A 25,026-nucleotide genomic window follows, 5' to 3' on the forward strand; every position below is an offset into this window, starting at 1 on the left:
AGAGCGCGGCGTTATAAACCACTATGAACATTGAAGAAATATTTAAAATATCAGCAGCAATTATAGCTTCGCTAGGTGGAGGCGCCTTATTACTTGGTGCTTTTTCTCATTGGCTAGGTGGCTTATGGGCCAAAAGGATGCTGCAAAATGAAAGAGCAAAGCATGAAGAAAGTCTTCAGCGAATAAAGGCTAAGAATGAGGAAGCCTTAGAAGACTTGAAGGCACAAATAGATACTCTCAAGCAAAAAGAGTTAACCCGCCACTTTGATAAGCTCGCTATCTATAAAGATGTTATCCATATCGTTTCAGAAATTCTCAGAGAATTGGAAGCTGTTGCAGCTACGAAACAATCATCTATCAGCTCAGAAATTGAGCATTCTTTCGCACTAAATCGAATTAAGGCTTATGGTTATATTTCGCTTGTTTCATGCCAGGAAGTTCTAGATAAATACAATGATATGATCGATTTCTTTATACCTCTGGTTTATGAAGGCAAGCAGGCAACATGGATTGAAATGAGAGAAAAAGCTGACGCTATGCTAAATTCAATGCGTGTAGACCTTGGCATTAATGAAGGCGAAGTTGTGTATAGAGGTGCAAGGTAATTTATAACAAGAAAAGGCATCCGATGCATACTGCGCGACTGCTTTAAGCGTTAGCTGTTAGCTGACCATAAGAACTCACTCTGCTGAAGGATTAGGATGAGAAAGCCAAAAACAAGGAAAGAGAAATTATCCATTTATCTCGCAAAACCTGGAGTAGGGAGCGATGTTGCTAAGGTAATTAACCTCGAGAATTCGAAACCTCCTATCGAGATGGATATTTCAGGGGTAGAGGCAACACTCTATGTTAAAAAAGAGCCTCCCAAGCCGCCACCTCCATGGACAAAGCTCTTTACCGAACACCAGGACCTTCCAGATGATATATTTGGGGGCAGGAAGGCTGTAGGTGCTGCATTTGTAGTAAAACTTAATGAAAGCCTCTTTGTATTAACTTTTGGGACTGGGTTCCACCTTCTTAAAAATGAATCTATTGAAAGGGACTTCGGTCTAAGAGTAACGCTAAATTCGGTTGATCCAGACAAATTAAGAAGTCTCGATAAAGCTAGCTATGATCACAACCCATTAAACTCAAGAACTCAAAGCTCAATAGACTTAGGAGTATTTGACCTTGATGTTGATTCTGAGATGGACATGCTATATGCAGTTACAGGCGCATCAAAAGTCCCTATATTTGGGTCACATGTAACAGGGCGAGATGCGTTAACCCTAGTATTAGACATCAATTTAAACGGATTGAAAGATATACTATTAGAGTCCTTGTCCAGATACGAAGCAGCTCTACCAAAAGACTTTGAGTGGGTTGAGAATATACAAAGAGTAAAGGACAAAGAGCTTCAGGAAGTATTGGACTTAGAGCTAGACGATGTCTTAGCCAAGAATGATTTTAAGAATATGTGGCTTGGTGAACCTGAAATTATTGATTGGGAGTCACAAGTTGGTTATTCGTTCGATCTATATCAAAAAACGCCCAGGCATGTTGTCCTGAAAATAAATGACTTGGTTCAGTATTTCAAAGAAAAAGATGTATCATTGACTTCAGATAATCTTAAATCCCAGACCATTCATATTAACGACAATGAATACACCTCAATAAAAAAGTGGTCGGCATACCGATGCTTATATGCGGAAGTGACCAGTGATAAAGAGCACTATATCCTTAGAAATGGCCAATGGTACATTGTTAATACAGACTTTGTAGATAGTGTTGATAAGTATCTAGAAGGTTTTGATTCTTATGATTTTAAACTTCCAACATATGCTCATGATCGTGAAGAAGAATACAATGAGTTCGTGACCAAAGAGCATGATAATATTGAACTCATGGATAAGAAATTTGTAAAGATAGGTGGGCCATACGACAAACTAGAGTTTTGCGACCTTATTAAGGACTCATCTGAATTTATACATGTCAAATACTACAGAAGCTCGTCTACTTTGAGCCACCTTTTTTCCCAAGGCTTTGTGGCTTCTGAAGCTTTTATTAGTGACTCTGGATTTAGAAAGCGGCTAAATGAAAAGCTCCCCAATTCGACTAAGCTTGATTGCACTGACAGTAGGCCTGACCCAAGCTCTTATAGAATCGTTTACGCTATCGCAACGAATAAGAAAGTTCCAAAGGAATTGCCTTTTTTCTCAAAAGTTACTCTAAAGAATGCTCTCAAGACACTAAAAACACTGAATTATAGTGTTTCAGTTTCGGCTATTGACGTCGATCCAGTCCTTGAGATAAAGAAAAAAGGAAAGCCAGAAAAAGAGAAGAAACTAGCATGATTAGAGTTTCGCAGCTAACAATAGCGTCAATCAGGACGCTCGCAAGCTCGCGCCTATTAAGCAGGCGTTATACATCACATGCCAACTAGTAAGTCACCCTTGGAGCGCTCTGCAGGTAAGTTAATTTCTGCGATCCAAAAGGAATGGAATAAGTAATTCGGCTCAGTTGCTGAATTCAGCTTGGACGTCATGGATAGAGGTCATGACCTTCTTACAGCAGCAAAGTGTGGAGAAGTTGGGCGTGTACTGAACGGACTGAGCGTAACCCAATATCTAGGAGAGCTTTGGGTTCGCAAACACCCCAACGTGATAGCCTGCATAGAGAGTTTCGAAAAGGAATTGGAAGCAAGTTCAAACGTATAACTAGTGACTATGGACGTCAACGGTCAGCCCAACTGCTTTGGGTACGGAGCTCAGCTGCTAAGCTGCTTCGTCTCGGTACGGCGGCGTTATATGTCAGGGGAAACAATGAAGATATTTGGATACAAAAAAGCTGATACAGATATCGAAGGGCTTCTGGAATTGAGCGATATTGCGTTCTCAACTAATCCTAAAACGTTAAGGGCGATCGCTAAATTTCTTGAAGAAGCTGCTGATGAACTTCAAGCAATGGGTAGTGACTTCGGCCACCTTCATCTTATGGATGAATGGCCAGGCTGGGCAGATGGTGAGCCTGACATTCAGGTTGTGAATGAAAACAAATAACTATGGCCTTCGGTCAAGATGACTAGGCTATTTTCGCCTCCCATCTCTCACTTCTCTTGTGAATGGACCTCTGCAGCTCGTTGGTCTCATCCTTGACCATCAAACTTGATATCCATCAAAGGGGGCCGAATTGCCGACTTCTGACGCCCCTTATCGCCGACTTCCGGCACCCCAGCCGTAGTAACATACGTCCCCTCATTTAAGATACAGACAGGGGTTATCATGACAGTTGACCTACATAGCCGCTACGGCCTGAGTGCGACCCATAGTGAAGTGGTTGAAGCGGGCAAAATCATTGAGCCTTGCGATGCCTTGGATATGGGCTGTTCCAATGGCCGAAACAGCATCCACCTGAGCCAGCTGGGCTTTAATATCACTGCCGTCGATAACAACCCCAACGCCATCCATATGCTGCAGCAGATTGCAAATGCGGAGGGTCTGACTAACATTCAGGCGCAGGTTTACGACCTCAATGAGGCTGATCTGGACTCGGATTACGGGTTTATCGCCTGCACCGTTACGCTGATGTTCCTCGATCCGGCGCGTGTCGGTGCGGTGATCGCCGATATGCAGGCGCGCACGCTGCCCGGTGGTTATAACCTGATCGTTTGCGCGATGAGCACCGACGAGTATCCGTGCCCGGTTCCGTTCCGGTTCACCCTGGGGGAAGGGGAGTTGGGCGAGGCCTACGAGGGCTGGGAACTGGTCAAGTACAACGAAGAGCTGGGTACCATGCACAATGGTGCGCAGCTGATGTTTGCGACCCTGTTGGCGCGAAAGCCTAGCTAGGAACCGGAAACAGTCTCTGCCGCTTTGATAAGCGCCTGAAGCGCTCCAGCTTTAGGCGCTGTAGCTAATGACCGTCGACCTTAGCAAAGAGGTTCCCTTGGTTTGCCGATTGCCGATTGCCGCTGGTGCTGGTGCTATCGGTAAAGCGTTTTATCGCGGTTGATTGGAAAACCAGGTCTCCAGAAAGTCGATGCATTGGACAAGCTTCGAAGGGACAAAGTGCCGAGCGGGGTAGAGTGCGTAGAGCGTTAGATCGGGTTTGCTCGAATCCGCCAGGACTTCCACAACCTCTCCTTTTTCCAGCGCCTCTCGGCAGACAAAGTCGGGAATAAAGCCGACACCCAGCCCGCCTTTGATCGCTGCCATCATAAAAACCGTACTGTTAACCCGTAACCGTCCCTGGATGGCGACCCCCTCGTCGATGGGCCAGACATTTTGTCCCTTGAAGTAGCTGTACACAAAGCAGTTGTGATCGCTCAGATCTTGCGGCTGGTTAATGGCGGGATGGTTATCCAAATATTCAGGGGCTGCGCAAATACGGTAGTTAAAGCGGATCAACGGGCGTCCGACATAGTTCGAATCAATGGGGCGACTGGATGCACGAAAGCCCAAGTCAAAGCCCTGTTCCACCAGATCGACGGTTTCGTCGCCTAAATGGATATCCAGCTCAATCTCCGGATAGGCGCGCATAAAGTCGGTAAACAATGCCGATAGGTCGGTGATTCCCAGCGCCATCGGTGCGTTGATTTTCAGTTTGCCACGGGGCTGTTGCTGCAAGTCCTGCACCGCGTTATCCGCTTCATCCAGCTTCTCCAGTATCTCCCGTGCCCGCTGCAAATATTCTTGCCCGGCATGGGTCAGTTGAAGGTTGCGGGTGGAGCGGTGCAGTAGGCGAGTTCCCAGTGATTCTTCCAGCCGACTGATCTCTTTGCTGATCATGGATTTTGAGGCATGGGTTTGCTCCGCGACGCGGGTAAAGCTGCCCAGTTCTGCTAGGCGGACAAAGAGTTGAATCGCGCGCAGTTTATCCATTGGCAATGTATTCCTTCAGCGGGATCAAGCAGCAGAGACAAATCTTACATTGTTTCCTATTTGGAAACATAGGGTTCTGATTGTGAATATATATGCCTATAAACAAAAGCCCTAAGCTTTTTGACGTCGCCGTTAGTCAGCGTTTCAAACGGCGATCGCAACAGCTAACCCATTGCGAACAAAAGCCATATTGAGGGCAAAACAATGTACCAACTTTATTACCTACCCGGCGCCTGCTCCCTGGCGACTCAAGTTGTTCTGCACCAGCTGGATCAGTCGGTCGAGATTATCGACAAGCAGCAGGTCAGTGACTTCAGCGCTATCAACCCCACCGGCATGGTTCCGGTCTTGGTCGATAACGGCCATACACTGCGCGAAGGAGCGGCGGTGATGTTGTACCTGCTCGACAAGCATCCCAATTCCATGCTGCCTGCTTCTGGACCGGCCCGGGAGCAAGCCATTCAGGACATCATGTTTGCCAATGCCACGATGCATCCGGCTTACGGTCGGTTATTTTTTATCGCCCAGCACCTTGCCGATGAGCGGGCCAAAGAAGCCGCTTTTGCCGCGGCAGCGGAGGCAATAAACGGCCTGTGGCAGGTGGTGGAGCAACAACTGGCGACCAAGAATTACCTTGGCGGTGATCATCCCTCTGCCGCCGACATCATGCTGACGGTGTATTCCCGCTGGGGGGCTAGCTTTCCCGTCGATATCCCGTTGGGCCCTAAGACGCAGAATATGGTCGATGCGGTCCAGGCGATGCCGAGCTTCCAGCGAGCGGTTGCGGCTGAACAGCAACAGTCCGCGGCTTAACGCGATAGTGAATTGCGGGTGTTGACGAACAGTCGCTGTTGGCTGTTCTCAATCCGCACGCGGCTATTCAAAGCAGAGGAAAACATGCATGGAAACTAAGCCACAAACCGGAGACTTCGGTGCCAACGAGTTTGAGTCAGTGATGGCTCTTGTTCGGGATTATTTTGACGGTTTGCACCAGGGTGAAGTCGAGAAGCTCAGAGCTATCTTCCACCCGGATGCGTATCTCAAAGCCCCTGGATTGAGACGGAGCCTAGATCAATGGTTAGAGGCGGTTGCCAACCGTCCGGTACCGGCTCAGCAGGGGCGCCCCTATGACTTTAAGCTCCTGTCGATCGAAATCATTCAGGATCAGGCGATGGTGAAGCTGGAATGTCCGCTGTTCGATCACTTTTACTTCGACTTTCTGGGGCTGCTGAAAGAGAACGGGCGCTGGTTGATCGTCAATAAGATGTATACCGACCTGCGGGAAGGCTCGGTATGAGAAGGCTGCGGTTTAATAAACGGGTAAAGAAACTGGAACTGTCTGCAGTGCTCGCATTCATTGTCAATGAATGCAGCTTAGTCAGCGGCTCTAACCCGGAGGCGTGTTTAGGAAAGATAATACTCAGAGCAAACAGAAAGTCTTCTTGGCTTAAAACGGCTTAAGCAAGATAACTCTTCTTTACGAGATAATAAGTTATGCCTTACGTGAATATTAAAGTCACCGATGAGAACGTGACTCAAGAACAGAAACAGGCACTCATTGCTGGTACTACGCAATTACTGGTGGATGTGTTGGATAAAAACCCGGCGACCACTTTTGTGGTGATTGATGAGGTGAGTACCGATAATTGGGGGATTGGTTTCGATCAGGTGACGAAGCTTCGCCAGTTAGCGGATACCTGATAGTCAGTTTAGAGGCCGGGCTCTGTCATCGATGGCGGACAAATAGCAAACCACGCTATTTGTCCGCCGACAGAAACACCTTAAACCACCATATCGATCTGCTGCACGGTGCCAACCCCGCCATCCTCGTTCAGATAGACGCCGCTCTGGCGTACCCGTCCCTGCAGGTTGTTGGCCTCATCCTTGAGCTCGAACGGGGTTTCGGTCGCCCCTAGGTAGATCGCACCGATATTGCGATCCAGTAGTGAGGTCAGCTGATCCTGCTCATCCTGGCGGGTCCAGATCTTCAGGTCGTCGAACACCGCGTCGGCTTCATCGATCCAGCCATTCTGGTCTAGGTCGTACTGGCGCAGGTCGGCAAAACCATCGCCGCTGATGGCGCCGAACAGCTCGGAGCCGTCATTGATCTGGCCGTCCTCGTTCTTGTCCAGTGCCAGCAGGCCGCTGTTGATATCGGTGAAGTGAATCCAGTCCAGCTCACCGTCGACATCCAGATCGAACTGGTATCTCTCGTCGCTCAGCTCCGCTGCGGTGCCGTTGAAGTTGACCACCAGCGGATCCTTGAACACCACCTGTTGCTTGGTTTCGAACTCGCTGATCGACTCATAGCTGCGACTCATCTCCAGGTTCAGGTTTAGCTCGATGCTCTGACCGTCACAGGTCTGCACCATGCCGCAGGCGTTGAAGTTGGTGGTCTCGGTCTCCTTATGGTACTGGCTGACCCGCACGTCGATCTCCAGGACTAACGGGTTCAGCACCGGCTGGCCGGGAATCGGGCTGGTCGCCGCTTCGCTGGTTGGCAGGCTGCCGTATTCTCCAGATGCTTCACCTAGCAAGGGATCAGAGGATTCTGCTTCAGCCTCCGGGTCCTCGATTTGATGACTGCGGCCGGTCAGGGCATCGATCAGTGCCTGGAAAAAACGGATCCGACTCTGCATCAGGCTGCTTTGCAGGTCTTCGCTGCTGGCCTGGGTGGGGGAGGCGCTGAAGCGGCCGGGGAAGACGGTGGGCAGCAACCGGAACGGATGGCTGGCTGGTTCGGCCGAACCTGCTGCGCCGGCGGGCGTTAGGGCACTGCCCAGCTGCCCTTGAGCGAGTTGGGCGCTGAAGCGGCTCTGGCTGAACGACATTTCAGCGTCGAGCATGGCCAGGGCAAAGCCTGGTCCGGAGAGGCTGCGTTCGGTGATTTCAGAGCGTTGGTGCTCTGCACTTAAGTGGATTTCACTGTTTTGTATGATCATCTTTAATTCCTTCTACTCTAAGAGTCCTGCATAACTGACTCAGCACCCGTTGCGCTGATCCAAGCTATTCAGGCGCCTTAGGCGGGCATTACGGGGCCTGCGTTGGGCCATCCGGGCCCAGCGTCAGGACGCAAGAAAACCTGCCCGGCCGGATCAAAATCACGGCGGCAAGGTCCTGCCTGTGGTTGCCGATTGACGTCAGCCGCTTTGCCGCTTGGGTTCTGTCCGGTGACAGGTCGAATCGGAGGGCGTTGGCCGCACGAAAACCCCACCGGGCGGTTAAAGCCCATGGTTGAACACACCGGGGTTGGCGGGGGCGGATCTGGCCGGCACGGCGCATCCGCAGACCCCGGAATACTCCGGTCGCTGGCGTCTATAGGTTGGTTTACTGAGGGCTCCGGACGGAGCAGGGGGGTCAGGTCATCGCATCTCCTTGGGCCGCCTGGTGAGTCGAAGGGTTCGACGGCCATTCTGGGGTATCGCAATAACCGTGCCTTATTGGTCGTTAAGTAGGCAGTTTTTGAAAAAATCTTATCGGGGGGTGAATGATCAGGAGGGATTGGGGACGGACAGTGGAGAATCCTGAGGAAACGGCACGGTCGATGGAGTGGCCAGGCCCTTGGCTGATAGACGAGGCGCTTGAAGGGTGAGCCCGCGGTTTCAGGGCTCGCCTTTCAAGCGAAAGTAATAACCATTTATACCGTTATCATCTGGGTAATGGCATCCAAACTGATGGCCGGGTTGCGGTAATCAATCGGGATCGGGATTCGGCGACCCTCTTTGATCAACACCAGACTGGGAAAGCCTTGCACCCCCAGCTCGACCGATTGGCGGATCTGCTGTTCCAGCATCGCCTGGGTTTGTCGGCTATTCAGGTCGGCGGCGAAGCGCTCGGTATCCAGCCCCAGGCTGTCGGCACAGGCGATCAGGGTGGCGTCGTCGGAGGGGTTACGAGCGTTGAGGTAGTAGGCCTGTTGAATCGCTCGGGTCATCCGCTCATCGAGTTCAGGGTCGTCCGGGTTCTGCCGTTGGGCGGCGATCACGGCGCGGCAGGCTGGGTAGGTGGAGCGGCGGGGTTGGCACTGGTGCCAGAACTCGAAATTGAATTCGGTGCCCGGTACCTGCTGCTGAATCCGCTGCCAGGTCTGCTGCAGGTACTGCTGCATCGGCGGCGCCATCGGTTGGTCCGAATCCGGTGCCAGGCCACCCAGCAGTTTGATCAGTTTGACCGACTCCGGTAGCTGACTGCGGATCTGCTGCCAGCCCGGCGCAAACGCCCAGCACCAGCTACACATCGGGTCGTGAATGTAATACAGCGTTGCGACGGGACCGGAGTTGGAGAGCGTACTCATGGGGTGTCCTTTTGTGACTGGCTGGGTGGCAGCCCCATCAGCCTAGATTGTTCTTGCTGGATTCGCTGCTTCAGGAATTGGGTAAAGGCCTGAACCTTGCTGGATCGGTGCAGATCGACATGGGTTACCAGCCACATCGGCCCGGTCCACTCTGGCGGCGGGGTGATTAATGGTTTCAGGCTCGGATCGGTCGAGGCCATCCAGCAGGGGAGCGGGGCGGCGCCGAAGCCGGCCCGGATCGCCGGAATAAACCCCATCAGGTCGTTGACCCGCAGGCTAATCTGCGAATCCGGCACGGTCTTATTCATCCATTCCATAAACGCAATCATGCTGTAGGGTGCGACGGTGCGGATAAAACGATGGCCTTCAATATCATCGAGGCTCTCCATTAGCCCGTGCTGGGCGATATAGGCGTCATCGGCATAGATGCTGGCGGCGCCTTCGGCCAGACGTTGCACCACATAGTCCGGATCGGTGGGCCGGGTGCCGGGGCGAATACTGACGTGGGCCTCGCCGTATTCGAGCTTCATAATCCGGCTATCGGCGGCGTATTCGAGCCGGACCTGTGGATAGAGCTGCTGGAACTCGGCCAGCATCGGCATCAGGTTCGAGATCATGCTGTTAACCGTGGTGACCACTAAGGTGCCGCTGAGCTGGGTATCAGTGCCTTGCAGCTTGCCCAACAGACGGTCAAAGCCGGCCTGGGTGTTTTCCGCCACCTGGGTCAGCAGCATTCCCGCTTCTGTCGGTGTGTAACCCCGAGGATGGCGGTGGAACAGCCGGGTGCCAAGCCGCTTTTCCAGTGCGTTGACTCGGCGGAGCACGGTGCTGTGATGCACCCCCAATGCCTCGGCGGCCGCACTGAGGGTGCCGTGGTTGGCCACCTGGAAGGCGACGTGAATATCGTTCCAATCGGTTTTCTGTTCAGTCATCGGTTTACTTTTTGCCATTGGAATTTTGTTCTGTGCGTATATGCACATAAGAGTTGCACAGAGGTTGTTTTTCTTCAAATTTGAATTGGTGATACTGGCTCCAACTTCAGCAACATCCTGTTGCATAAGACCCAAACAACAGCTTGGAGATCAATATGACCCAGTTAATCGCTTTGTCCGGCAGCCTGCGGGCCAACTCTTTCAATCAGCAACTGGTGGAGATCGCCGCCGAAGGTGCCCGTGAGCAGGGCGTCGAGGTCCGCGTGATCAACCTGGCCGACTACCCGATGCCGCTGTTCTCTGAAGATCTGGAAGCCGAAGGTGTTCCGGCGATCGTCAACGATCTGAAGCAGCAGTTCGCCGAGAGCCAGGGCATCCTGCTGGCCAGCCCGGAATATAACGGATCGATCTCCGGGGTGCTGAAAAATGCGATTGACTGGTTGTCTCGCCCCTCCGCACAAACCGATATCGGTCCGGCATTTGCCGACAAGGTGGCCGGTATCATGGCGACTTCACCCGGTGGCCTGGGTGGCATCCGTGGCCTGGTCCATGCCCGCGACGTGCTGTTTAACCTCGGTGTTACTGTCAGCCCCAATCAGGTCGCTGTGCCTTCGGCTTACCAGGCCTTTGATGAGCAGGGTCAGTTGAGCGATGCGGAGACCGCCGAGCGGGTTAAAGGTCTGGGGGCGCAGATCGCCCAGATGGCTCAGAAGTTGGCGTAACGGAGGCTGCTGGGGATGAAATACTCTTTGTCGATGCGACTGCTGCACTGGTCGATGGCGGCGATGATTATCGGACTGCTGGCGGTGGGCTTATACATGACCGGTATTCCTGACGATGCGCCGGATAAGTATGACCTCTACCCGGCCCATAAGGCGTTCGGCTTTATCGTACTGATGCTGATCCTGGTGCGGGTGGCAACCCGGCTGCGTAGCCAGATTCCGGCCTTGCCCGATGGGCTGGCCAGCTGGGAGCAGAAGCTAAGCCACGCGATGCACGCATTGCTCTACCTGAGCATGGTGGCGATGGCGGTATCGGGCTACCTGATGAGCTCGTTCTATGAATACTCCCATGGGATTGAGCTGTTCGGCCTGATCACCGTGCCGGATATCACCGAAAAGAGCGAGTACTGGAGTGGGGTGTTTCACCTGATTCATGAGATCGGTGGCTGGGTGATGATTGGCGCGTTGGGTTTCCATATCGCCGGCGTGATCAAGCACCGCTGGCTGGATGCGCCCGAGAACGACGTGCTGGGGCGGATGGTCTGAGTTTCAGCAAAACGCTCGGTTAACGACTGTTCTAAACGATTAAAGGCGGCTTCATTCGGAGCCGCTTTTTTTGTGCCAGATCTTCGCCGCTAAGAAACCGCTTTCAGTCTTTCGCCGATTGGGGGGACTCGATTGGTTTAGCTAGATGGAGCCTGCCTGGCGTGATTCTGTCGGTTGCTGCATTATCGATCCCTGAGTCGTTTGAATCTGACACGTTAGCTGGACTTTACGTGAGGTGTTTCTGGCGGCGTCAGGTGGTGAGTGTAGAAGGAGCTTGTGTGAATCAGTCCGATAAATTCTGGGATGGGGTGGCCGAGAAATACGCCAAGAAACCGGTACCCGATGAAGCGGTGTATCAGCGAAAACTGTCCGAATCGCAGCGTTATCTCTCGGCCGACATGGATATTCTGGAATTCGGTTGTGGGACAGGTACAACCGCCATCCACCATGCGCCACACGTTCGGCATATCGATGCGCTGGATATCTCCGAGGCGATGCTGGCGATCGGTCGTGAGAAGGCGAAAAACGCCGCGGTTGAGAATATTACCTTCAGTCGCGCAACCCTAAGTGAGTTTAAGGCCGAGACCGCAAGTTTGGACGCCGTGCTGGGATTAAACGTGATTCATCTGATACCGGATCGCCGGGCGGTGCTTGATGAAGTAGCCCGAATCCTCAAACCTGGCGGGACCTTTATCAGCAGCACGGGCTGCCTGGGAAATTCCTACTTCCGGTTCATCCGCTTTATCGCGCCCATCGGCAAGCGACTCGGGTTGATGCCGGACGTGTTCGTGATGACGGAGCAGCAGTGGGCGCAGGAGATCACAGCGGCGGGATTTACGATTCAGAGTCAGTGGCATCATGGGGTACAGGGTATTGATGTATTCATCATCGCCCGGAAAAACTGACGCCAAACCGATATATCTGAGGAGCCTCTGAAGCCGATCAATCAAGGGCATCGATAGACTTGGTCGCTGGCCTTCCAAGCGTGAGATAATGCCGCCAAATTAAGGAGTCAGAATGGCAAAGAAACACAAAGTCTCGGATCAGGTGGTCGAAGAAGCGATGCAGGTCGCTAAAGCCACCCAGCGCCCCGGACAGACCAAAGAGCAGACCAAGCTGATCGCCCAGGGGATCCAGAAGGGGATCGAAGAGTACAAGAAGCGCCACAAGGAGAAGGCCCGGGCGCTGGATAAGCAGAAGCGTAAACTGCAGCAGACCCAGGCCTCGGCGACAACCACCGAGGTCGTCACCCCCGCCCCCGAAGTCATCGTCCAACAAAGCAAGCTGGCCTGGGGGTTGTTGGTGGTCAGTTGGATCGGCTTTGCCGCCTATCTGGTGCTTAGCGCTAGCGCCTGATTCTTCATCGATTTCCGCAACCTATCGTGCCTGCTTGGCAGGCACGTTCGCTGGGTAGCGGCAATGTAAGTACTTGCTCTCAAAAACGGTTTTCCCGTAGCAGCTCGTCAAGCGGCAGTTGTCCTGCGCGCGGGTTGGCGGCGCGGGCGGCTGGGCCCAGGGTGATCATCATTCCGATCAGGTGCCCCTCCGGCAGATGGATAATCTCAGCGAGTTGCTCGTTGTCGAAGCCGATCATCGGGCAGGTATCGTAGCCCAGGGCTTTGGCCGACAGCATCAGGGTCTGGGCCGCGATGCCGCAGGATCGCATCGCCTCGTCCCGTTGCAGCTGATCCTTGCCTGCATAGAAGGCTTCCAACATCGGCAGCATCACCGCCTGAGTCTCGGCTGGCGTGTTGGCCCAGTAGCGTTGCGGATCACGACGCCAGGCCTGGGTATCGGCGCACAGGATAATCAGTTCGGCCGCCTCGGTAACCTGAGCTTGCCCCCAGGCGGCGGCTTGAATCTGCTCGCGGATCTCTGGGTCGGTGACCCGGATAAAGCGCCAGTGTTGGATGTTGTACGACGTGGGTGACAGCAGAACCGCATTCATGATCTGGTTGAAAGCCGCTTCACTGACCGATCCCTCAGGATCGTAGTGTTTGACGGCGCGGCGCTGTTCGATGGCGGTGAATAGATTCATAACAACTCCCTGAAGCTTGGTTCGTTAGCCGCTTGCATTGATTAGGCGGCGAGGTCGAGAAAAGCTTAGATTGTTGTGCTATTTGTGATAATCCAGGAAATTTGAAATACAGTGTTGAGCCAAAGTGAACAAATAGAGTTGGCTGGCTGAACAGCGTTGAGGTTCTAACGATCCCAGTAGGGGATATCGCCACCGAAGTAGTCGATTGAGAAATCGAGGAAGGCGCGGACCTTGGCCGGCATATACTGGCGTTCGATCAGCACCGCATTGATGACCTGAGCCGGCATCTGGTAATCGCTAAACAGCGGGATAATCCGGCCCGCCTTGATATCCGGCCCCGCCACAAAGGTCGGCAGTCGGGCGATCCCCAGCCCTTGCAACACCGCATCACGAAGCGCTTCACTGTTGTTGACCTGGTAGTTGCCGGATACCAGCACCTGGTGACGACTGCCCGCCTTGATAAAGGTCCACTCTTTGACATCGTCGGAGTAACTGAACGACAGGCAGTTGTGCTGTAGCAGGTCGTCCAAGGACTCGGGGTGTCCGTGCTGTTCCAGATAGTCCGGTGAGGCACAGAGGACACTGTTCAGCGGAGCCAGTCGGCGGGCAATCAGGGTGGAGTCGGCCAGCTCGCCGGATCGTATCGCAATATCAAACCCGCTGCTGACCAGGTCGACCACCTTGTCATCCATCACCAGGTCGATGCTGATTTTGGGATAGCGCTTCAGAAATTCCGGAATCATCGGCGCCATATGCAAGCGGCCAAAGGACATTGGCGAGTTGATCCGCAGCCGGCCCTGGGGCTCACCCTGGAGTTGGGCGACCGCGTCCTCGGCATCCCGAGCCGCGTTGTTGGCTTTCAGGGCGTGCTCCAGATAGTGCTCGCCGGCTTCGGTGAGGCTGAGCTTGCGGGTGGTCCGGTGCAGTAGTTTGACCCCTAGTTGCTCTTCGAGCTGGGTGATGCGTTTGCTGACTGCTGACTTTGAGATGCCCAGAAACCGGGCGGCTGGAGAAAAGCCCCCGCACTCCACCACCGCGACAAAGACTGGAATTGCGCCAAATTGATTCATCGTTTTCGACCGTAGCTCATTTTACTGTTAACTATGGCTCAACAAAGAGTTCTCGAAACAGTAGATTATCGTTCTTGCCGATACAAATTATTCTGTCGCTATCGAGTAGTTAAACCGATTACAGGAGAGATACGATGCAACCCACCGCTCGCGGTTATCCGGTGATCTATGTTCATGGCCTGATGTTGCTGATGGTGGTGTTGGTGGCCAGTTCGTTTCCGGTGGGGGCGGCGATTACGGACGGCATGCCGCCGGAAGTGATGATGCTGATCCGTTTTGTGTTGGCGGCGATTCTGTTCCTGCCTTATGTGTTGCTGAAACATGGTCGGCGTCTGCCCAGCCGCGGTAAGTTGCTGCAGTACGCGGTACTCAGCATTCCGCTGGTGGTGTTTTTTTGGTGCATGTTTGCCGCGCTTCGTCACACCAGTGCCCTCAATACCGGGGCCATCTATACCATGGTGCCGGCCATTACCGCGGTGTTCCTGTGGTTGATTCACCGCGAGGCCACCCCCGGCCGCCGCGCGATGGGGTTGCTGGCGGGGACGCTGGGGGCGATATGGATCGTCTTTCGCGGGGATCTCGAGGCCTTGCTCGGGTTCGATTTCAACCGCGGAGATTGGCTGTTCCTGCTGGGCTGCTTGTTCATGGGCGCCTACAACCCGCTGATCAAGAAGTTCTATTCCGGCGAGCCGATGGAGGTGATGACCTTCTGGGTGATTTCGATCGGCAGTGTCTGGTTGCTGCTGCTGTCGCTACCGGCGTTGGATGAGATCGCCTGGGGGCAGGTTCGGGGCGGGGTTTACCTCGGGGTGTTGTATCTGGCGCTGTTCACCACTCTGGTGACTTTTTTTCTGCTGCAGTTCGGCACCGTCGCACTCGGCCCGACCCAGGTGGCGTCTTACGGATTCCTGACGCCGCTGTTTGTGATGTTGATCGAGCTGGTTCGCGGTAGCGAAGTGTTCGAATGGATCCTGTTGCCGGGCATCCTGCTGGTGATCTTGGCCATGCTGCTGGTCCAGCGAGAGGGGATAGCTGCTGGCAATCCCAACAAGTCGGTCAAGACGACCACACTAGCTTGCCGGTCTCGCTGAAGTCATAGCCTCCCAGCAGTTGCGCCTGCTGCAGGCTTTCCGGGCTTTCCAGTTGCTGCATCAGCTCCCGGAACAGGTGGCGGAAGAACACCCCGCGATACAGCGCCAGATCGAAACACTCCCAACCCATCGAGACGAAGTCGAGCCCGAACTCGGCCGCGGTGCTGCGTGCGCCCGGTCCGGCTTCGGCAATCCCCATGGCGATCTGGGAGGCGATCTCCCGTTCGGTCAGGCCCTGTTCGACCTGATTGAGCTGCTCCAGCTTCATGCCGCAGTGACTCAGGGCTTCCTCCATAAATCGGCTCGAACCGGTGCCGTCCTGGCGTAACGACCAGCTCAGTCCGGCGCCGAACAGCTCCGGAATAGTCTGCCATTTCAGTCGGGTGTCGGGGGTGACGATCACGCCGATCTCGCGTTTGAAGGCGTGCACCAGCACCCATTTGCTGTGCTGGCGGTGGCGACTGAGCAGGGCCGGGTGGCGCATGTGGCTCTCTTCGGCCGGACCCCAGTGGATCGCACAGACATCGGCTCGCTGCCGTGCCAGTTGGGACAGCCCCAGCCGGGTGCCGGTACTGGAGTAGCTGACGATGGCGCTGGTCTGGATTTTTCGTGCCACCTGGCTGACGGCCCGGTGCAGCAGCGGATCGTCGCTGCCGGCGATGATCAGTCGGTCCAGCAGCACGCCGCCGTGGCTGGATTCGATCAGCCACTGGTCCACCAGGTCCCTCGGGAACAGCCATTTGCCGGTGACCTTGGTGGCCGGAATCTGGCCTTCGCTGGCCAGGGTGTAGATCTTCTTCTCGTTCAGATGCAGGTAGTCCGACACCTGACGGATGTTCATAAACCGGGGCGGTTGCTGGCCGACACTGTCGCTAGGCGGCACGCGGGTCAGGGTGGTACTCATGGGCTGGCCTCCTTGCTGCCGCGCTTTTGGCCTCTTTTTTGGGAGTGGGGCATCGGCTCCGGCTTCTGGTCGTAATCGATCCGCTGCTGGCCGTTGAACACCAGGAAGGATTTGCCCTTGGCACGACCGATCAGAGTCAGACCTACCTGACGGGCCAGCTCCATCCCCATCCGGGTCACCCCGGAGCGTGATAGCAGAATCGGAATCCCCATCTGTGCCACCTTGATCACCATCTCCGAGGTCAACCGGCCGGTGGTGTAGAAGATCTTGTCGTCGCCCTGACGACGTTGAAGCAGCATCTCGCCGGCCAAGGTGTCGACGGCGTTGTGACGGCCCACATCTTCGACAAAACTCAGTACCTCGGTGCCCTGACAGAGCGCGCAGCCGTGTACGGCACCGGCTTGTTTATAGATCTCGTTCTGTTGCCGCAGGCTGTCGAGTAGGCCGTAGATCTGCGATTGCGGCAGCCGGACATCGGGTAGTTGAATCTGGTCGATCTTCTCCATCAGCCCGCCAAACACGGTGCCCTGTCCGCAACCGGTGGTGATGGTGCGGTGCTGCAGTTTCTGCTCCAGTCCTTCGACCCCCTCGTGGGTGACTACCGCTACCGCTTCCACCTCCCAATCCACCTGGATCGCTTTGACCTGCTCGATCGAGTCGATAAAACCCTGATTGCGCAGATAGCCCAGCGTCAGCAGTTCCGGTCGGCTGCCCAGGGTCATCAGGGTCACCACCTCCTTCTTGTCGAGGTAGATCGTCAGCGGTGACTCGCCGGCGATCGACAGCTCGCGCCGGTTGCCCTGTTCGTCCCAGGCTTCGACCTGATGGGTGTTGAGAAAACCGGCCTGACTCATTAGCGGTTGGTAACTGTTCATAGCGGTTTGCGGACTCCTGGCGGCTCGATGGTGGTGTGGCTCTGACTGGCCCATAACGGGGTTGAGCAAGTTCTATGCCTGAGCCGGAACAGGTGAGGGTTTGTCGGGCTGAAGCGGGCTTTTACCGAGCTTGGACCGAGCTTTACCCGAATCGCCGCTCCTCTCAGCGGGACAAAATGTCCGCAGCCTTGCGGTCTCGCTGGGTCTTTTTGTCCCCGAATTGGGGATTATTTTCTTTTTGCCCACTTGGATAAGTCGGGCCTGCTCTCAGGCAGCCCATGGCTGGTGGCTTTGCGAGCGATGGAACATTTATTGCGTTGGCTCCCCGAAACCCGCGCCGGGGATTACCCGGCTGCGAATAAGAACAGCGATAAGCGAGCAGGGGGCTTAAACGCAGATGCCGGAAACACCCGTAGCCGAAACGGCAGCCATCCAATCTCATAACAGCGATTCTGATCTAGTCGGATCTGGTCGGGGCAGCGATCAGGCGGGCGATGTCTGGCCGATGCAGGTGGTGTTGCGAAAGCGCACCATCGAACGGGGGCTCTGGGAGGTCGACGACTGGTCGGCACTTCGCTGTCTGAGTGATCGCCAGCAGGTTCGCGATCAGCTGGGTTTTGAAGAGCAACCCGGCGATCAACCCGCCAGCACCGATTACTGCTGGCACGGCCTGTCGCTGGAGCTGTTCCGCGACGAGCGTGCCGCCTATCGCTTCAATATCAGCTCCCACGACCCCCGGCTGTTTATCGTCTGCGCCGAAGAGGACGAGTTGATGCAGCCCTATCTGCTCACCGCCAGCCAGGATGTCGCCTCCTCTTATATGGATGGTGGTGAAGAGGATGTCTATTCGATCCCGATGCCCGAGGCGGTGCAGTGCTGGATCGAAGGCTTTATCGGCCGTCACGGTGAGCCGGAGATGGAACTGGGTAAGAGCAAGCGCCGTCACCATGGTCGCCGCAAGGGTGCTGGGAAAAGTCAGGGGGCAGGTTCTACGGGAGGTGCTCGTGGCTGAACATACCAAGGACAGCACCGACGAAGGCTTTCTGGGTCGCTGGTCACGCTTAAAACAGCAGCCCCAGTCTCAAACTCAGGTAGAGCCTGAGCAAAGCACCACTGAGTTGGCTTCTTCTAACGTCGCCGATGTGGCTGAAGTAGACAATGACGAACAGGCTATTGGAGTCGAGCAGCCACCTCTCACCGATGCCGATATGCCTTCGCTAGAGAGCCTCGACGAGAGCTCCGATTTCAGCGGTTTCCTGTCCGAAGGGGTGTCGGAGAAGCTGCGCCGTCAGGCGTTGCGAAAGCTGTTCCACCTGCCCGAATTCAATATCCGCGATGGCCTAAACGAGTACGACGAGGACTACAGCACCTTTATCCCTCTGGGCGACACCGTCACCTATCAGATGAAACAGTGGGCCGAGAAGCAGAAACAGGACTTCGAGGCTGCGCTTGTCGATGGGGATTCAGAAGCGAGCACTGCTCCTTCCACGATGGCGTCAGAGGCCGAGCCTGAGTCGGATCTAAACGATTCTGGCCAGGACTGCGGGGCTGACGATGAGGAGGAGCTAGGAGAATGCGAGGAGTAGCGAATGCGAGTAACCCGACAAGTCCATCACCGGACAAAAGGACGTTTTGACTAAGCCTTGAAAGCCGTAGGGACATTTTGCCCCGCCGGATCTGACCAATCCGGTTCTGGCTTGGATCACCTTGGTAAACAGGTGGGTATTTTCCAATAAAAACTGGTGCAGCGGTTGCACCGATAAACAGAGATCACAGTGCGATGAGTGTGAATCATAACGATAAACGACCGGCGGCCATGACCGACTCGGCGCAGCCTTCGACTTCGAAGGCAGAGGATAAGAGCACCCCATTAATGACCCAGGCAATGAGCGAGGGTATCGACGCAGACCAGCAGCAACGCAACCGGCAGGCCCGGTCGCGGGCGATGGCTATGGTCAGTCCGGCGATCAACCTGGCCGCGCCGGGTGTCGAGTTCAGTTCGAAGGGACGGCTGCTGATCCTGGGGGCGGAACACCGAATCCGCATGGCAGCCGATGTGCTGAGCCGTGGTGAGAGCAAAGCAGAAGGGGGCGCTTCGATTACCGCCTTGGTGACCGAAGCGATGCCCCAGCGCATCACCATCGAGATGGAGCAGGCGGCCGAGCTGGCACCGGATCTCTACCTCTATCGTTTGGCGCTGACCTCGATCAGCGGCTATCTGGGCCAGTTCGCCGTACTGGTCGATGTGGACGGCACGGCCCAGAATCTGGCCACACTGGCGATCGGCACGGAGCAGTTCGATCTGGTGCTGGATCTGAGTGCCGAATCCTCACTGCCGGTGGAGCTGAAACCGGCCGGGTATTTTCATGTTTCTGATGACACCGGCTATCAGCAGGCGCTGGCCGAACTGCCGCAACTGAGCGGCAGCTTCGACAAACCCCGATATTTCCAGGTCAACCCGGAAGCCTGTGCCCTCACCGCTAGCAACTTGAACGGCTGCAACCGCTGTCTGGATGTCTGCGCCGCCGATGCGATCTCGGTGATCGACGGTCGGGTTCAGATCGATGCCCATCTTTGTCACGGCGTCGGCGCCTGCGCCACCGTCTGTCCGACCTCGGCGATCCGCTACGGCTTCCCGCGACCGGCGCTGGTGCTCGACAGCCTACAGCGGCTGATGCGCCAGTACCGGGAGCAGGGTGGTACCGGGCCGCAACTGCTGCTGCACGATGCGGCGCTTGCCGAAAGCGGACAGCCGAGCGGCCTGTCCAAGCTGCTGGAACAGCTGCCTGGCCACTACCTGCCGCTGCAGCTGGAAGAGGTCGCCAGCGCCGGGCTGGAACTGTGGCTGTCGGCAATCGCGCTAGGGGCTCAGTCGGTGACCCTGTTGGCCAGTAAACCGTTGCCGGAGGCGACCCAAAGCGCGCTGGCCGGCGAGTTGGATACTGCCAACCGATTGCTGGAAGGACTGTCGTTGTCTGCCCAGGTTCGCTGTCTGTCCCCCGAGCAGCTGCTCAGCGAAGCCGGTCAGACAGCCACCGGCACCGACACCTCGATCGAGCCGATGGCCCAGATCGATCTGCAGGCCGACAAGCGGCAACAAATCTCGTCGGCGATGAGTCATCTATACCAACAGCAGCTCGACCAACAGGCTGAGGTAACCCAGAGCGTCACCCTGGCCAACGGTGCGCCGTTCGGCAATCTGGAGTTGGTCGAGCAGGACTGCACACTCTGTATGTCCTGCGTAACGATCTGTCCGGCCAAGGCGCTGACCAGCGCCAGTGATACGCCCCGCCTGAGCTTCAACGAGGATGCCTGTGTTCAGTGTGGCCTCTGCACCCAGGCCTGCCCGGAATCGGTGCTGAACCTGCAACCGCGCTACCTGCTCGAGCCCGAAACTCGCACCCGGCCTCGGGTGCTGAAGGAGGAGCAGCCGTTCCACTGTATCCGCTGCAACAAGCCGTTCGCGACCCAGAGCGTGGTCAGTCTGATGATCAAGAAACTGGCCGGTCACAGCATGTTCGACGAGGCCGGACTGAAACGGCTGGAGATGTGCCAAGACTGTCGCGTGATCGACATGGTGCAGAAGGACCCGGGAGGCGATCTGTTCGAGTACGCCAAGGGGCGCGAGCAGCATGACGACGAGCTCAATTTGACCGTTGAGACGGGCAAGGCGGACAACGATCAGCCGCTGAATGGCCGTGACAAAAATGAAGGCAACGTTTCAAGCATCGATAGCCTGGAGGTGCACTGATGAACGATATCGCGACCAGTGCCATCGAAACCGTCCAAATTCAAGACAGCCCTGCTGGCAACGAGCTCTCACCGCTGGATCTGTTCCGCGTCGATGCCTACGCCCTGCTGGGCTCGCTGCTGGCCCAGGCACCCACCGAAGAACTGCTGAGCTGGCTGCAGTCGATCGAGCTGATCGACGATCCGCAGTCGTCGATGCGCGAGGCCTGGAGCGTATTGCAGATGGCCGCTGGTCGCGCCGATCCGGACCAGGTTAGCGACGAATACCACCAACTGTTTATCGGCATCGGCCGCGGTGAGCTGCTGCCTTACGGCTCCTGGTACCTGACCGGCTTCCTGATGGAGAAGCCGCTGGTGGAGCTGCGCAACGATCTGGATGCGCTGGGGATCGAGCGCGATCCCGAGGTGCGCGAGCCGGAGGATCATATCGCCGCGCTCTGCCAGGTGATGGCGATGTTGGTCAGCCCGGATCAGAACGGTGGTGACCAGGGCCCGGCGCAGCAGTTTTTCGAGCGCCATCTGGCCACCTGGTGGCGTCGATTCAGCCAGGATCTGCAGCATAGCCAGACCGCTCATTTCTACAGCGCGGTGGGTCGATTTGCCGAGCTGTTTTTCGAACAGGAAGCGTTGTTGTTCAGCCGTCGCTGACGACTTTCGAATGCGACGAATCCCGTGAACACGAAGCGCTACTTATTGAAAAACTGAAGTAAGAAAAACGAAACAAGAAAACCGATAAAAAAGAGCAAGGAGAAGGGGATGAGTAGAACCAAAGCGGATGTCGCAAAACCGGAGGCTGACAACTCCCGTCGTCAGTTCATCAAAACCCTGGGTGCCGCCGGTGGTGCCGTTGCCGTGGCAACGGTGGCCGGTGAAGCCGCCGCCGAGGCTGTGGATATCAACAGCGATCAGCCCGAGCAGCCCAAGAAGAGCCAGGGTTACGAGAAAACCGACCATGTTCGCGCCTATTACGACAGCGCCCGGATCTGAATGAGATCCGGCCTGGACAGGCACAACAAAAATCAGGAGTAGGCGAGGAACAACCATGAGACTAACGCCCAAACAATCCACGTCCGACAGCAGTTCTGATAAAGAACAGAGCCAGACCGGCCTGAGCCGCCGTAGCTTCCTCGGACGCAGCGGTATCGCCGCCGGGGGTATCGCGGCCGCTGGTATGCTGGCACCGCCGATGATGCGCAAGGCCAAGGCCACCAGCGCACCGGCCTCCGCAGGCCCCGGTAAGCCCGAGGTCAAACGCACTATCTGCACTCACTGTTCGGTGGGCTGCGGGGTATACGCCGAGGTCGAGAAAGGGGTCTGGACCGGTCAGGAGCCGGCCTTCGATCACCCGTTCAACCGTGGTGCCCACTGCGCCAAGGGTGCCGCGCTACGTGAGCACGGCCACGGCGAGCGTCGCCTGAAATATCCGATGAAGCTGGTCGACGGTAAGTGGCAGAAACTATCCTGGGAAGACGCCGTCAACGAGATCGGCGACGGCATGCAGAAGATCCGCGACGAATCCGGTCCGGATTCGGTCTACTGGCTCGGCTCGGCCAAGCACAACAACGAGCAGGCCTACCTGTTCCGTAAGTTTGCCGCGCTCTGGGGCACCAACAACGTCGACCACCAGGCCCGGATCTGTCACTCCACCACGGTAGCCGGTGTAGCCAACACCTGGGGCTACGGGGCGATGACCAACAGCTTCAACGATATCCACAACTCCCAGTCGGCGATTCTGATCGGTTCCAACCCGGCCGAGGCGCACCCGATCGCGATGCAGCACCTGCTGTACGCCAAGGAGCGCAACAAGGCCAAGCTGATTGTGGCCGATCCGCGTTTCTCCCGTACCGCCGCCAAGGGGGACCAGCACCTGCCGCTGCGTCCGGGTAGCGACGTGGCGATGATCTGGGGCCTGCTGTGGCATGTGTTCGAGAACGGCTGGGAAGATAAGCAGTATATCGACCAGCGTGTGTTCGGCATGGACGAGGTCAAGGAAGAGGTCAAGAAGTGGAACCCGGCCGAAGTCGAGCGGGTCACTGGCCTGTCCGAAGAGCAGATGCGTACCGCGGCCAAGACTCTGGCCACCAACAAGCCGGGTACCGTGATCTGGTGTATGGGCGGTACCCAGCACACCACCGGTAACAACAATACCCGTGCCTACTGCGCGCTGATGCTGGCGCTCGGCAATATCGGCACCAGCGGCGGTGGCGCCAATATCTTCCGCGGCCACGACAACGTCCAGGGTGCCACCGACTTCGGTGTGCTGTCCCATACCCTGCCGGGTTACTACGGCCTGTCCGGCGGTGCCTGGAAGCACTGGTCCAAGGTCTGGGGCCTGGATTACGACTGGGTCGCGTCCCGCTTCGACCAGGACAGCTACGAGAAAGCCAAGGGCAAACCGGCCAAACCGATGAACACCAAGGGCATCCCGGTTTCTCGCTGGGTCGACGGTGTCTTGGAGGACAAGGCCAATATCGCCCAGAAGGACAACCTGCGGGCGATGGTGTTCTGGGGCCACGCACCGAACTCCCAGACCCGGGGTGCCGACATGAAAAAGGCGATGGAGAAGCTGGATATGATGGTCATTGTCGACCCCTATCCGACCGCCTCCGCAGTGCTGCCCGATCGCAAGGACGGCATCTACCTGCTGCCAGCCACCACCCAGTTCGAGACCTACGGCTCGGTGACGGCCTCCAACCGCTCGCTGCAGTGGCGTGACGAGGTGATCAAGCCGCTGTTCGACTCCCGTCCCGACCACGTGATCATGTACAAGCTGGCCAAGAAGCTGGGCTTTGCCGATCAGCTGTTCAAGAACATCCAGGTTAACGGTGAGGAGCCGCTGATCGAGGATATCACCCGCGAATTCAACCGCGGCATGTGGACTATTGGTTACACCGGTCAGAGCCCGGAGCGGATGAAGGCGCACCAGCAGAACTGGCACACCTTCGACTACACCACCCTGGAAGCAGCCGGTGGTCCGGCCCACGGCGAAACCTACGGGCTGCCGTGGCCATGTTGGGGTACCCCGGAGATGAAACACCCGGGCACCCATATCCTGTACGACACCAGCAAGCCGGTGGCCAAGGGCGGGCTGAATTTCCGGGCCCGTTTCGGGGTCGAGTTCGAAGGCAAGAACCTGCTGGCCGAAGGCTCCTATCCGAAGGGCAACGAGCTTAAGGACGGTCACCCCGAGTTCAACGACAAGCTGTTGAAGAAGCTGGGCTGGTGGGACGACCTGACCGACGAAGAGAAGGCCCTGGCCGAAGGCAAGAACTGGAAGACCGACCTGTCCGGCGGTATTCAGCGGGTCGCCATCGCCCACGGTTGTGCGCCGTTCGGCAACGCCAAGGCCCGCTCGGTGGTCTGGACCTTCCCGGATCGGGTGCCGCTGCACCGTGAGCCGCTGTACTCCACCCGTCGCGACCTGGTGGCCGACTACCCGACCTACGAGGATCGCAAGTCCCACTACCGTCTGCCGACCCAGTACAGCTCGATTCAGGCCCAGGATTTCTCCCAGGAGTATCCGATCATCCTGACCTCCGGCCGTCTGGTCGAGTACGAGGGGGGCGGTGAAGAGACCCGTTCGAATCCCTGGCTGGCCGAACTGCAGCAGGAGATGTTCGTCGAGCTGAACCCGGTCGATGCCAATAACAATGGCGTCCGCGACGGTGGTCAGGTCTGGGTGCATACCCCTGAGGGCTCGAAGATCAAGGTCAAGGCGCTGGTGACCAAGCGGGTCAAACCGGGCGTGGCTTTTATCCCGTTCCACTTCGCCGGTGAGTATCAGGGCAAGGATCTGCGCAGTAAGTATCCCGAAGGTTCCGATCCCTATGTACTGGGTGAATCTGCCAACACCGTCATGACCTACGGCTATGACTCGGTGACCCAGATGCAGGAATCGAAAGTCTCGATGTGCAAGATCAGCGTGGCCTAAGAGGAGATCAACAC

26 protein-coding genes are annotated in these 25,026 nt (G+C 56.2%); 18 read left to right on the forward strand and 8 right to left on the reverse strand.

Annotated elements, in window-relative coordinates; all coding sequences use genetic code 11:
* Positions 1-23: 23 nt before the first annotated feature.
* The 4 genes from DV711_RS10025 to tehB all read left to right on the forward strand — a co-directional run bounded on the left by DV711_RS10025 (position 24) and on the right by tehB (position 3,827).
* Positions 24-605: a hypothetical protein gene (locus DV711_RS10025; RefSeq protein ID WP_114695521.1), complete on the forward strand. Its 582-nt coding sequence runs from the start codon at positions 24-26 to the stop codon at positions 603-605.
* Positions 606-701: 96 nt separating this feature from the next.
* Positions 702-2,333 (forward strand): TIGR04141 family sporadically distributed protein, encoded by a 1,632-nt coding sequence (locus DV711_RS10030; RefSeq protein ID WP_114695522.1) that lies wholly within the window; start codon positions 702-704, stop codon positions 2,331-2,333.
* 468 nt (positions 2,334-2,801) lie between these two features.
* Entirely contained in the window at positions 2,802-3,038 is a 237-nt protein-coding gene (locus DV711_RS10035; protein WP_114695700.1) for an Imm32 family immunity protein, read from the forward strand.
* Positions 3,039-3,260: 222 nt separating this feature from the next.
* Complete coding sequence (tehB, locus tag DV711_RS10040) at positions 3,261-3,827, forward strand: tellurite resistance methyltransferase TehB (protein WP_114695523.1); 567 nt, start codon at positions 3,261-3,263, stop codon at positions 3,825-3,827.
* Positions 3,828-3,977: 150 nt separating this feature from the next.
* Here tehB and DV711_RS10045 read toward each other — a convergent pair whose 3' ends face one another.
* Positions 3,978-4,859: a LysR family transcriptional regulator gene (locus DV711_RS10045; protein WP_114695524.1), complete on the reverse strand. Its 882-nt coding sequence runs from the start codon at positions 4,857-4,859 to the stop codon at positions 3,978-3,980.
* 204 nt (positions 4,860-5,063) lie between these two features.
* Here DV711_RS10045 and DV711_RS10050 point away from each other — a divergent pair, with 204 nt between their 5' ends.
* From DV711_RS10050 to DV711_RS10060, 3 genes are all read left to right on the forward strand, one after another.
* Positions 5,064-5,672: a glutathione S-transferase family protein gene (locus DV711_RS10050; protein ID WP_114695525.1), complete on the forward strand. Its 609-nt coding sequence runs from the start codon at positions 5,064-5,066 to the stop codon at positions 5,670-5,672.
* Positions 5,673-5,760: 88 nt separating this feature from the next.
* On the forward strand, positions 5,761-6,156 hold the full coding sequence (locus DV711_RS10055) for a nuclear transport factor 2 family protein (protein ID WP_114695526.1): 396 nt from the start codon (positions 5,761-5,763) through the stop codon (positions 6,154-6,156).
* 197 nt (positions 6,157-6,353) lie between these two features.
* Positions 6,354-6,560 (forward strand): 2-hydroxymuconate tautomerase family protein, encoded by a 207-nt coding sequence (locus DV711_RS10060; RefSeq protein WP_114695527.1) that lies wholly within the window; start codon positions 6,354-6,356, stop codon positions 6,558-6,560.
* An 80-nt stretch (positions 6,561-6,640) separates the two neighbouring features.
* Here the strand turns inward: DV711_RS10060 and DV711_RS10065 are convergent, their stop codons facing one another.
* From DV711_RS10065 to DV711_RS10075, 3 genes are all read right to left on the reverse strand, one after another.
* Entirely contained in the window at positions 6,641-7,801 is a 1,161-nt protein-coding gene (locus tag DV711_RS10065; protein ID WP_114695528.1) for a hypothetical protein, read from the reverse strand.
* A gap of 695 nt (positions 7,802-8,496) precedes the next feature.
* Complete coding sequence (locus DV711_RS10070) at positions 8,497-9,153, reverse strand: DsbA family protein (RefSeq protein ID WP_114695529.1); 657 nt, start codon at positions 9,151-9,153, stop codon at positions 8,497-8,499.
* Positions 9,150-10,085 carry a LysR family transcriptional regulator gene (locus DV711_RS10075; RefSeq protein ID WP_114695701.1) on the reverse strand — a complete coding sequence of 312 codons (936 nt, stop codon included), beginning with the start codon at positions 10,083-10,085 and terminating at the stop codon, positions 9,150-9,152. The genes DV711_RS10070 and DV711_RS10075 overlap by 4 nt, the downstream gene beginning before the upstream one ends.
* Before the next feature lie 155 nt (positions 10,086-10,240).
* Here DV711_RS10075 and DV711_RS10080 point away from each other — a divergent pair, with 155 nt between their 5' ends.
* The 4 genes from DV711_RS10080 to DV711_RS10095 all read left to right on the forward strand — a co-directional run bounded on the left by DV711_RS10080 (position 10,241) and on the right by DV711_RS10095 (position 12,709).
* Positions 10,241-10,807 carry an NADPH-dependent FMN reductase gene (locus DV711_RS10080; RefSeq protein ID WP_207802594.1) on the forward strand — a complete coding sequence of 189 codons (567 nt, stop codon included), beginning with the start codon at positions 10,241-10,243 and terminating at the stop codon, positions 10,805-10,807.
* A gap of 15 nt (positions 10,808-10,822) precedes the next feature.
* Positions 10,823-11,353, forward strand: a complete 531-nt coding sequence (locus DV711_RS10085; protein WP_114695530.1) for a cytochrome b — start codon at positions 10,823-10,825, stop codon at positions 11,351-11,353.
* Between the two features lie 278 nt (positions 11,354-11,631).
* Positions 11,632-12,258 carry a class I SAM-dependent methyltransferase gene (locus DV711_RS10090; protein WP_114695531.1) on the forward strand — a complete coding sequence of 209 codons (627 nt, stop codon included), beginning with the start codon at positions 11,632-11,634 and terminating at the stop codon, positions 12,256-12,258.
* A 112-nt stretch (positions 12,259-12,370) separates the two neighbouring features.
* Positions 12,371-12,709, forward strand: coding sequence for a DUF2956 domain-containing protein (locus DV711_RS10095; protein WP_114695532.1), 339 nt, complete (start codon positions 12,371-12,373; stop codon positions 12,707-12,709).
* A gap of 79 nt (positions 12,710-12,788) precedes the next feature.
* Here DV711_RS10095 and DV711_RS10100 read toward each other — a convergent pair whose 3' ends face one another.
* Together DV711_RS10100 and DV711_RS10105 are read right to left on the reverse strand one after the other, a co-directional pair.
* Positions 12,789-13,391: a nitroreductase family protein gene (locus DV711_RS10100; protein WP_114695533.1), complete on the reverse strand. Its 603-nt coding sequence runs from the start codon at positions 13,389-13,391 to the stop codon at positions 12,789-12,791.
* A 164-nt stretch (positions 13,392-13,555) separates the two neighbouring features.
* Positions 13,556-14,461 (reverse strand): LysR family transcriptional regulator, encoded by a 906-nt coding sequence (locus DV711_RS10105; RefSeq protein ID WP_114695534.1) that lies wholly within the window; start codon positions 14,459-14,461, stop codon positions 13,556-13,558.
* 134 nt (positions 14,462-14,595) lie between these two features.
* On the opposite strand from DV711_RS10105, the gene DV711_RS10110 reads away from it, so the two are divergent.
* Entirely contained in the window at positions 14,596-15,552 is a 957-nt protein-coding gene (locus tag DV711_RS10110; RefSeq protein ID WP_114695535.1) for a DMT family transporter, read from the forward strand.
* On the opposite strand, the gene DV711_RS10115 is transcribed toward DV711_RS10110, so the two are convergent.
* Both DV711_RS10115 and fdhD read right to left on the reverse strand, forming a co-directional pair.
* Positions 15,518-16,456, reverse strand: coding sequence for a helix-turn-helix transcriptional regulator (locus DV711_RS10115; RefSeq protein ID WP_207802595.1), 939 nt, complete (start codon positions 16,454-16,456; stop codon positions 15,518-15,520). The two genes, DV711_RS10110 and DV711_RS10115, sit on opposite strands and share 35 nt — an antisense overlap.
* Entirely contained in the window at positions 16,453-17,331 is an 879-nt protein-coding gene (fdhD, locus tag DV711_RS10120) for a formate dehydrogenase accessory sulfurtransferase FdhD (protein ID WP_114695536.1), read from the reverse strand. The genes DV711_RS10115 and fdhD overlap by 4 nt, the downstream gene beginning before the upstream one ends.
* 397 nt (positions 17,332-17,728) lie before the next feature.
* Between fdhD and DV711_RS10125 the strand changes: the two genes are divergently transcribed.
* From DV711_RS10125 to DV711_RS10150, 6 genes are all read left to right on the forward strand, one after another.
* A complete protein-coding gene (locus DV711_RS10125; protein ID WP_207802596.1) occupies positions 17,729-18,343 on the forward strand; it encodes a DUF3305 domain-containing protein in 615 nt (204 codons plus the stop codon).
* Positions 18,336-18,917: a DUF3306 domain-containing protein gene (locus tag DV711_RS10130; protein ID WP_165840068.1), complete on the forward strand. Its 582-nt coding sequence runs from the start codon at positions 18,336-18,338 to the stop codon at positions 18,915-18,917. Before DV711_RS10125 ends, DV711_RS10130 begins: the two co-directional genes overlap by 8 nt.
* Before the next feature lie 194 nt (positions 18,918-19,111).
* A complete protein-coding gene (locus DV711_RS10135) occupies positions 19,112-21,082 on the forward strand; it encodes a 4Fe-4S binding protein (protein WP_114695538.1) in 1,971 nt (656 codons plus the stop codon).
* Positions 21,082-21,729 carry a TorD/DmsD family molecular chaperone gene (locus DV711_RS10140; protein ID WP_207802597.1) on the forward strand — a complete coding sequence of 216 codons (648 nt, stop codon included), beginning with the start codon at positions 21,082-21,084 and terminating at the stop codon, positions 21,727-21,729. Before DV711_RS10135 ends, DV711_RS10140 begins: the two co-directional genes overlap by 1 nt.
* A gap of 108 nt (positions 21,730-21,837) precedes the next feature.
* Entirely contained in the window at positions 21,838-22,068 is a 231-nt protein-coding gene (locus DV711_RS10145; RefSeq protein WP_114695539.1) for a twin-arginine translocation signal domain-containing protein, read from the forward strand.
* A gap of 55 nt (positions 22,069-22,123) precedes the next feature.
* Positions 22,124-25,012: a formate dehydrogenase subunit alpha gene (locus DV711_RS10150; RefSeq protein ID WP_114695540.1), complete on the forward strand. Its 2,889-nt coding sequence runs from the start codon at positions 22,124-22,126 to the stop codon at positions 25,010-25,012.
* Positions 25,013-25,026: the final 14 nt, after the last annotated feature.

This window comes from Motiliproteus coralliicola (genome assembly GCF_003345655.1).
In the GTDB taxonomy this organism is placed as follows: Bacteria; Pseudomonadota; Gammaproteobacteria; order Pseudomonadales; family Balneatricaceae; genus Motiliproteus; species Motiliproteus coralliicola.

What these genes read in the sequence shown, in the direction of transcription:
- DV711_RS10025 (WP_114695521.1), top strand. Translation starts at nt 24, where the DNA reads ATGAACATTGAAGAAATATTTAAAATATCAGCAGCAATTATAGCTTCG.
- DV711_RS10030 (WP_114695522.1), top strand. Translation starts at nt 702, where the DNA reads ATGAGAAAGCCAAAAACAAGGAAAGAGAAATTATCCATTTATCTCGCA.
- DV711_RS10035 (WP_114695700.1), top strand. Translation starts at nt 2,802, where the DNA reads ATGAAGATATTTGGATACAAAAAAGCTGATACAGATATCGAAGGGCTT.
- tehB (WP_114695523.1), top strand. Translation starts at nt 3,261, where the DNA reads ATGACAGTTGACCTACATAGCCGCTACGGCCTGAGTGCGACCCATAGT.
- DV711_RS10045 (WP_114695524.1), bottom strand. Translation starts at nt 4,859, where the DNA reads ATGGATAAACTGCGCGCGATTCAACTCTTTGTCCGCCTAGCAGAACTG.
- DV711_RS10050 (WP_114695525.1), top strand. Translation starts at nt 5,064, where the DNA reads ATGTACCAACTTTATTACCTACCCGGCGCCTGCTCCCTGGCGACTCAA.
- DV711_RS10055 (WP_114695526.1), top strand. Translation starts at nt 5,761, where the DNA reads ATGGAAACTAAGCCACAAACCGGAGACTTCGGTGCCAACGAGTTTGAG.
- DV711_RS10060 (WP_114695527.1), top strand. Translation starts at nt 6,354, where the DNA reads ATGCCTTACGTGAATATTAAAGTCACCGATGAGAACGTGACTCAAGAA.
- DV711_RS10065 (WP_114695528.1), bottom strand. Translation starts at nt 7,801, where the DNA reads ATGATCATACAAAACAGTGAAATCCACTTAAGTGCAGAGCACCAACGC.
- DV711_RS10070 (WP_114695529.1), bottom strand. Translation starts at nt 9,153, where the DNA reads ATGAGTACGCTCTCCAACTCCGGTCCCGTCGCAACGCTGTATTACATT.
- DV711_RS10075 (WP_114695701.1), bottom strand. Translation starts at nt 10,085, where the DNA reads ATGACTGAACAGAAAACCGATTGGAACGATATTCACGTCGCCTTCCAG.
- DV711_RS10080 (WP_207802594.1), top strand. Translation starts at nt 10,241, where the DNA reads ATGACCCAGTTAATCGCTTTGTCCGGCAGCCTGCGGGCCAACTCTTTC.
- DV711_RS10085 (WP_114695530.1), top strand. Translation starts at nt 10,823, where the DNA reads ATGAAATACTCTTTGTCGATGCGACTGCTGCACTGGTCGATGGCGGCG.
- DV711_RS10095 (WP_114695532.1), top strand. Translation starts at nt 12,371, where the DNA reads ATGGCAAAGAAACACAAAGTCTCGGATCAGGTGGTCGAAGAAGCGATG.
- DV711_RS10100 (WP_114695533.1), bottom strand. Translation starts at nt 13,391, where the DNA reads ATGAATCTATTCACCGCCATCGAACAGCGCCGCGCCGTCAAACACTAC.
- DV711_RS10105 (WP_114695534.1), bottom strand. Translation starts at nt 14,461, where the DNA reads ATGAATCAATTTGGCGCAATTCCAGTCTTTGTCGCGGTGGTGGAGTGC.
- DV711_RS10110 (WP_114695535.1), top strand. Translation starts at nt 14,596, where the DNA reads ATGCAACCCACCGCTCGCGGTTATCCGGTGATCTATGTTCATGGCCTG.
- DV711_RS10115 (WP_207802595.1), bottom strand. Translation starts at nt 16,456, where the DNA reads ATGAGTACCACCCTGACCCGCGTGCCGCCTAGCGACAGTGTCGGCCAG.
- fdhD (WP_114695536.1), bottom strand. Translation starts at nt 17,331, where the DNA reads ATGAACAGTTACCAACCGCTAATGAGTCAGGCCGGTTTTCTCAACACC.
- DV711_RS10125 (WP_207802596.1), top strand. Translation starts at nt 17,729, where the DNA reads ATGCCGGAAACACCCGTAGCCGAAACGGCAGCCATCCAATCTCATAAC.
- DV711_RS10135 (WP_114695538.1), top strand. Translation starts at nt 19,112, where the DNA reads ATGAGTGTGAATCATAACGATAAACGACCGGCGGCCATGACCGACTCG.
- DV711_RS10140 (WP_207802597.1), top strand. Translation starts at nt 21,082, where the DNA reads ATGAACGATATCGCGACCAGTGCCATCGAAACCGTCCAAATTCAAGAC.
- DV711_RS10145 (WP_114695539.1), top strand. Translation starts at nt 21,838, where the DNA reads ATGAGTAGAACCAAAGCGGATGTCGCAAAACCGGAGGCTGACAACTCC.
- DV711_RS10150 (WP_114695540.1), top strand. Translation starts at nt 22,124, where the DNA reads ATGAGACTAACGCCCAAACAATCCACGTCCGACAGCAGTTCTGATAAA.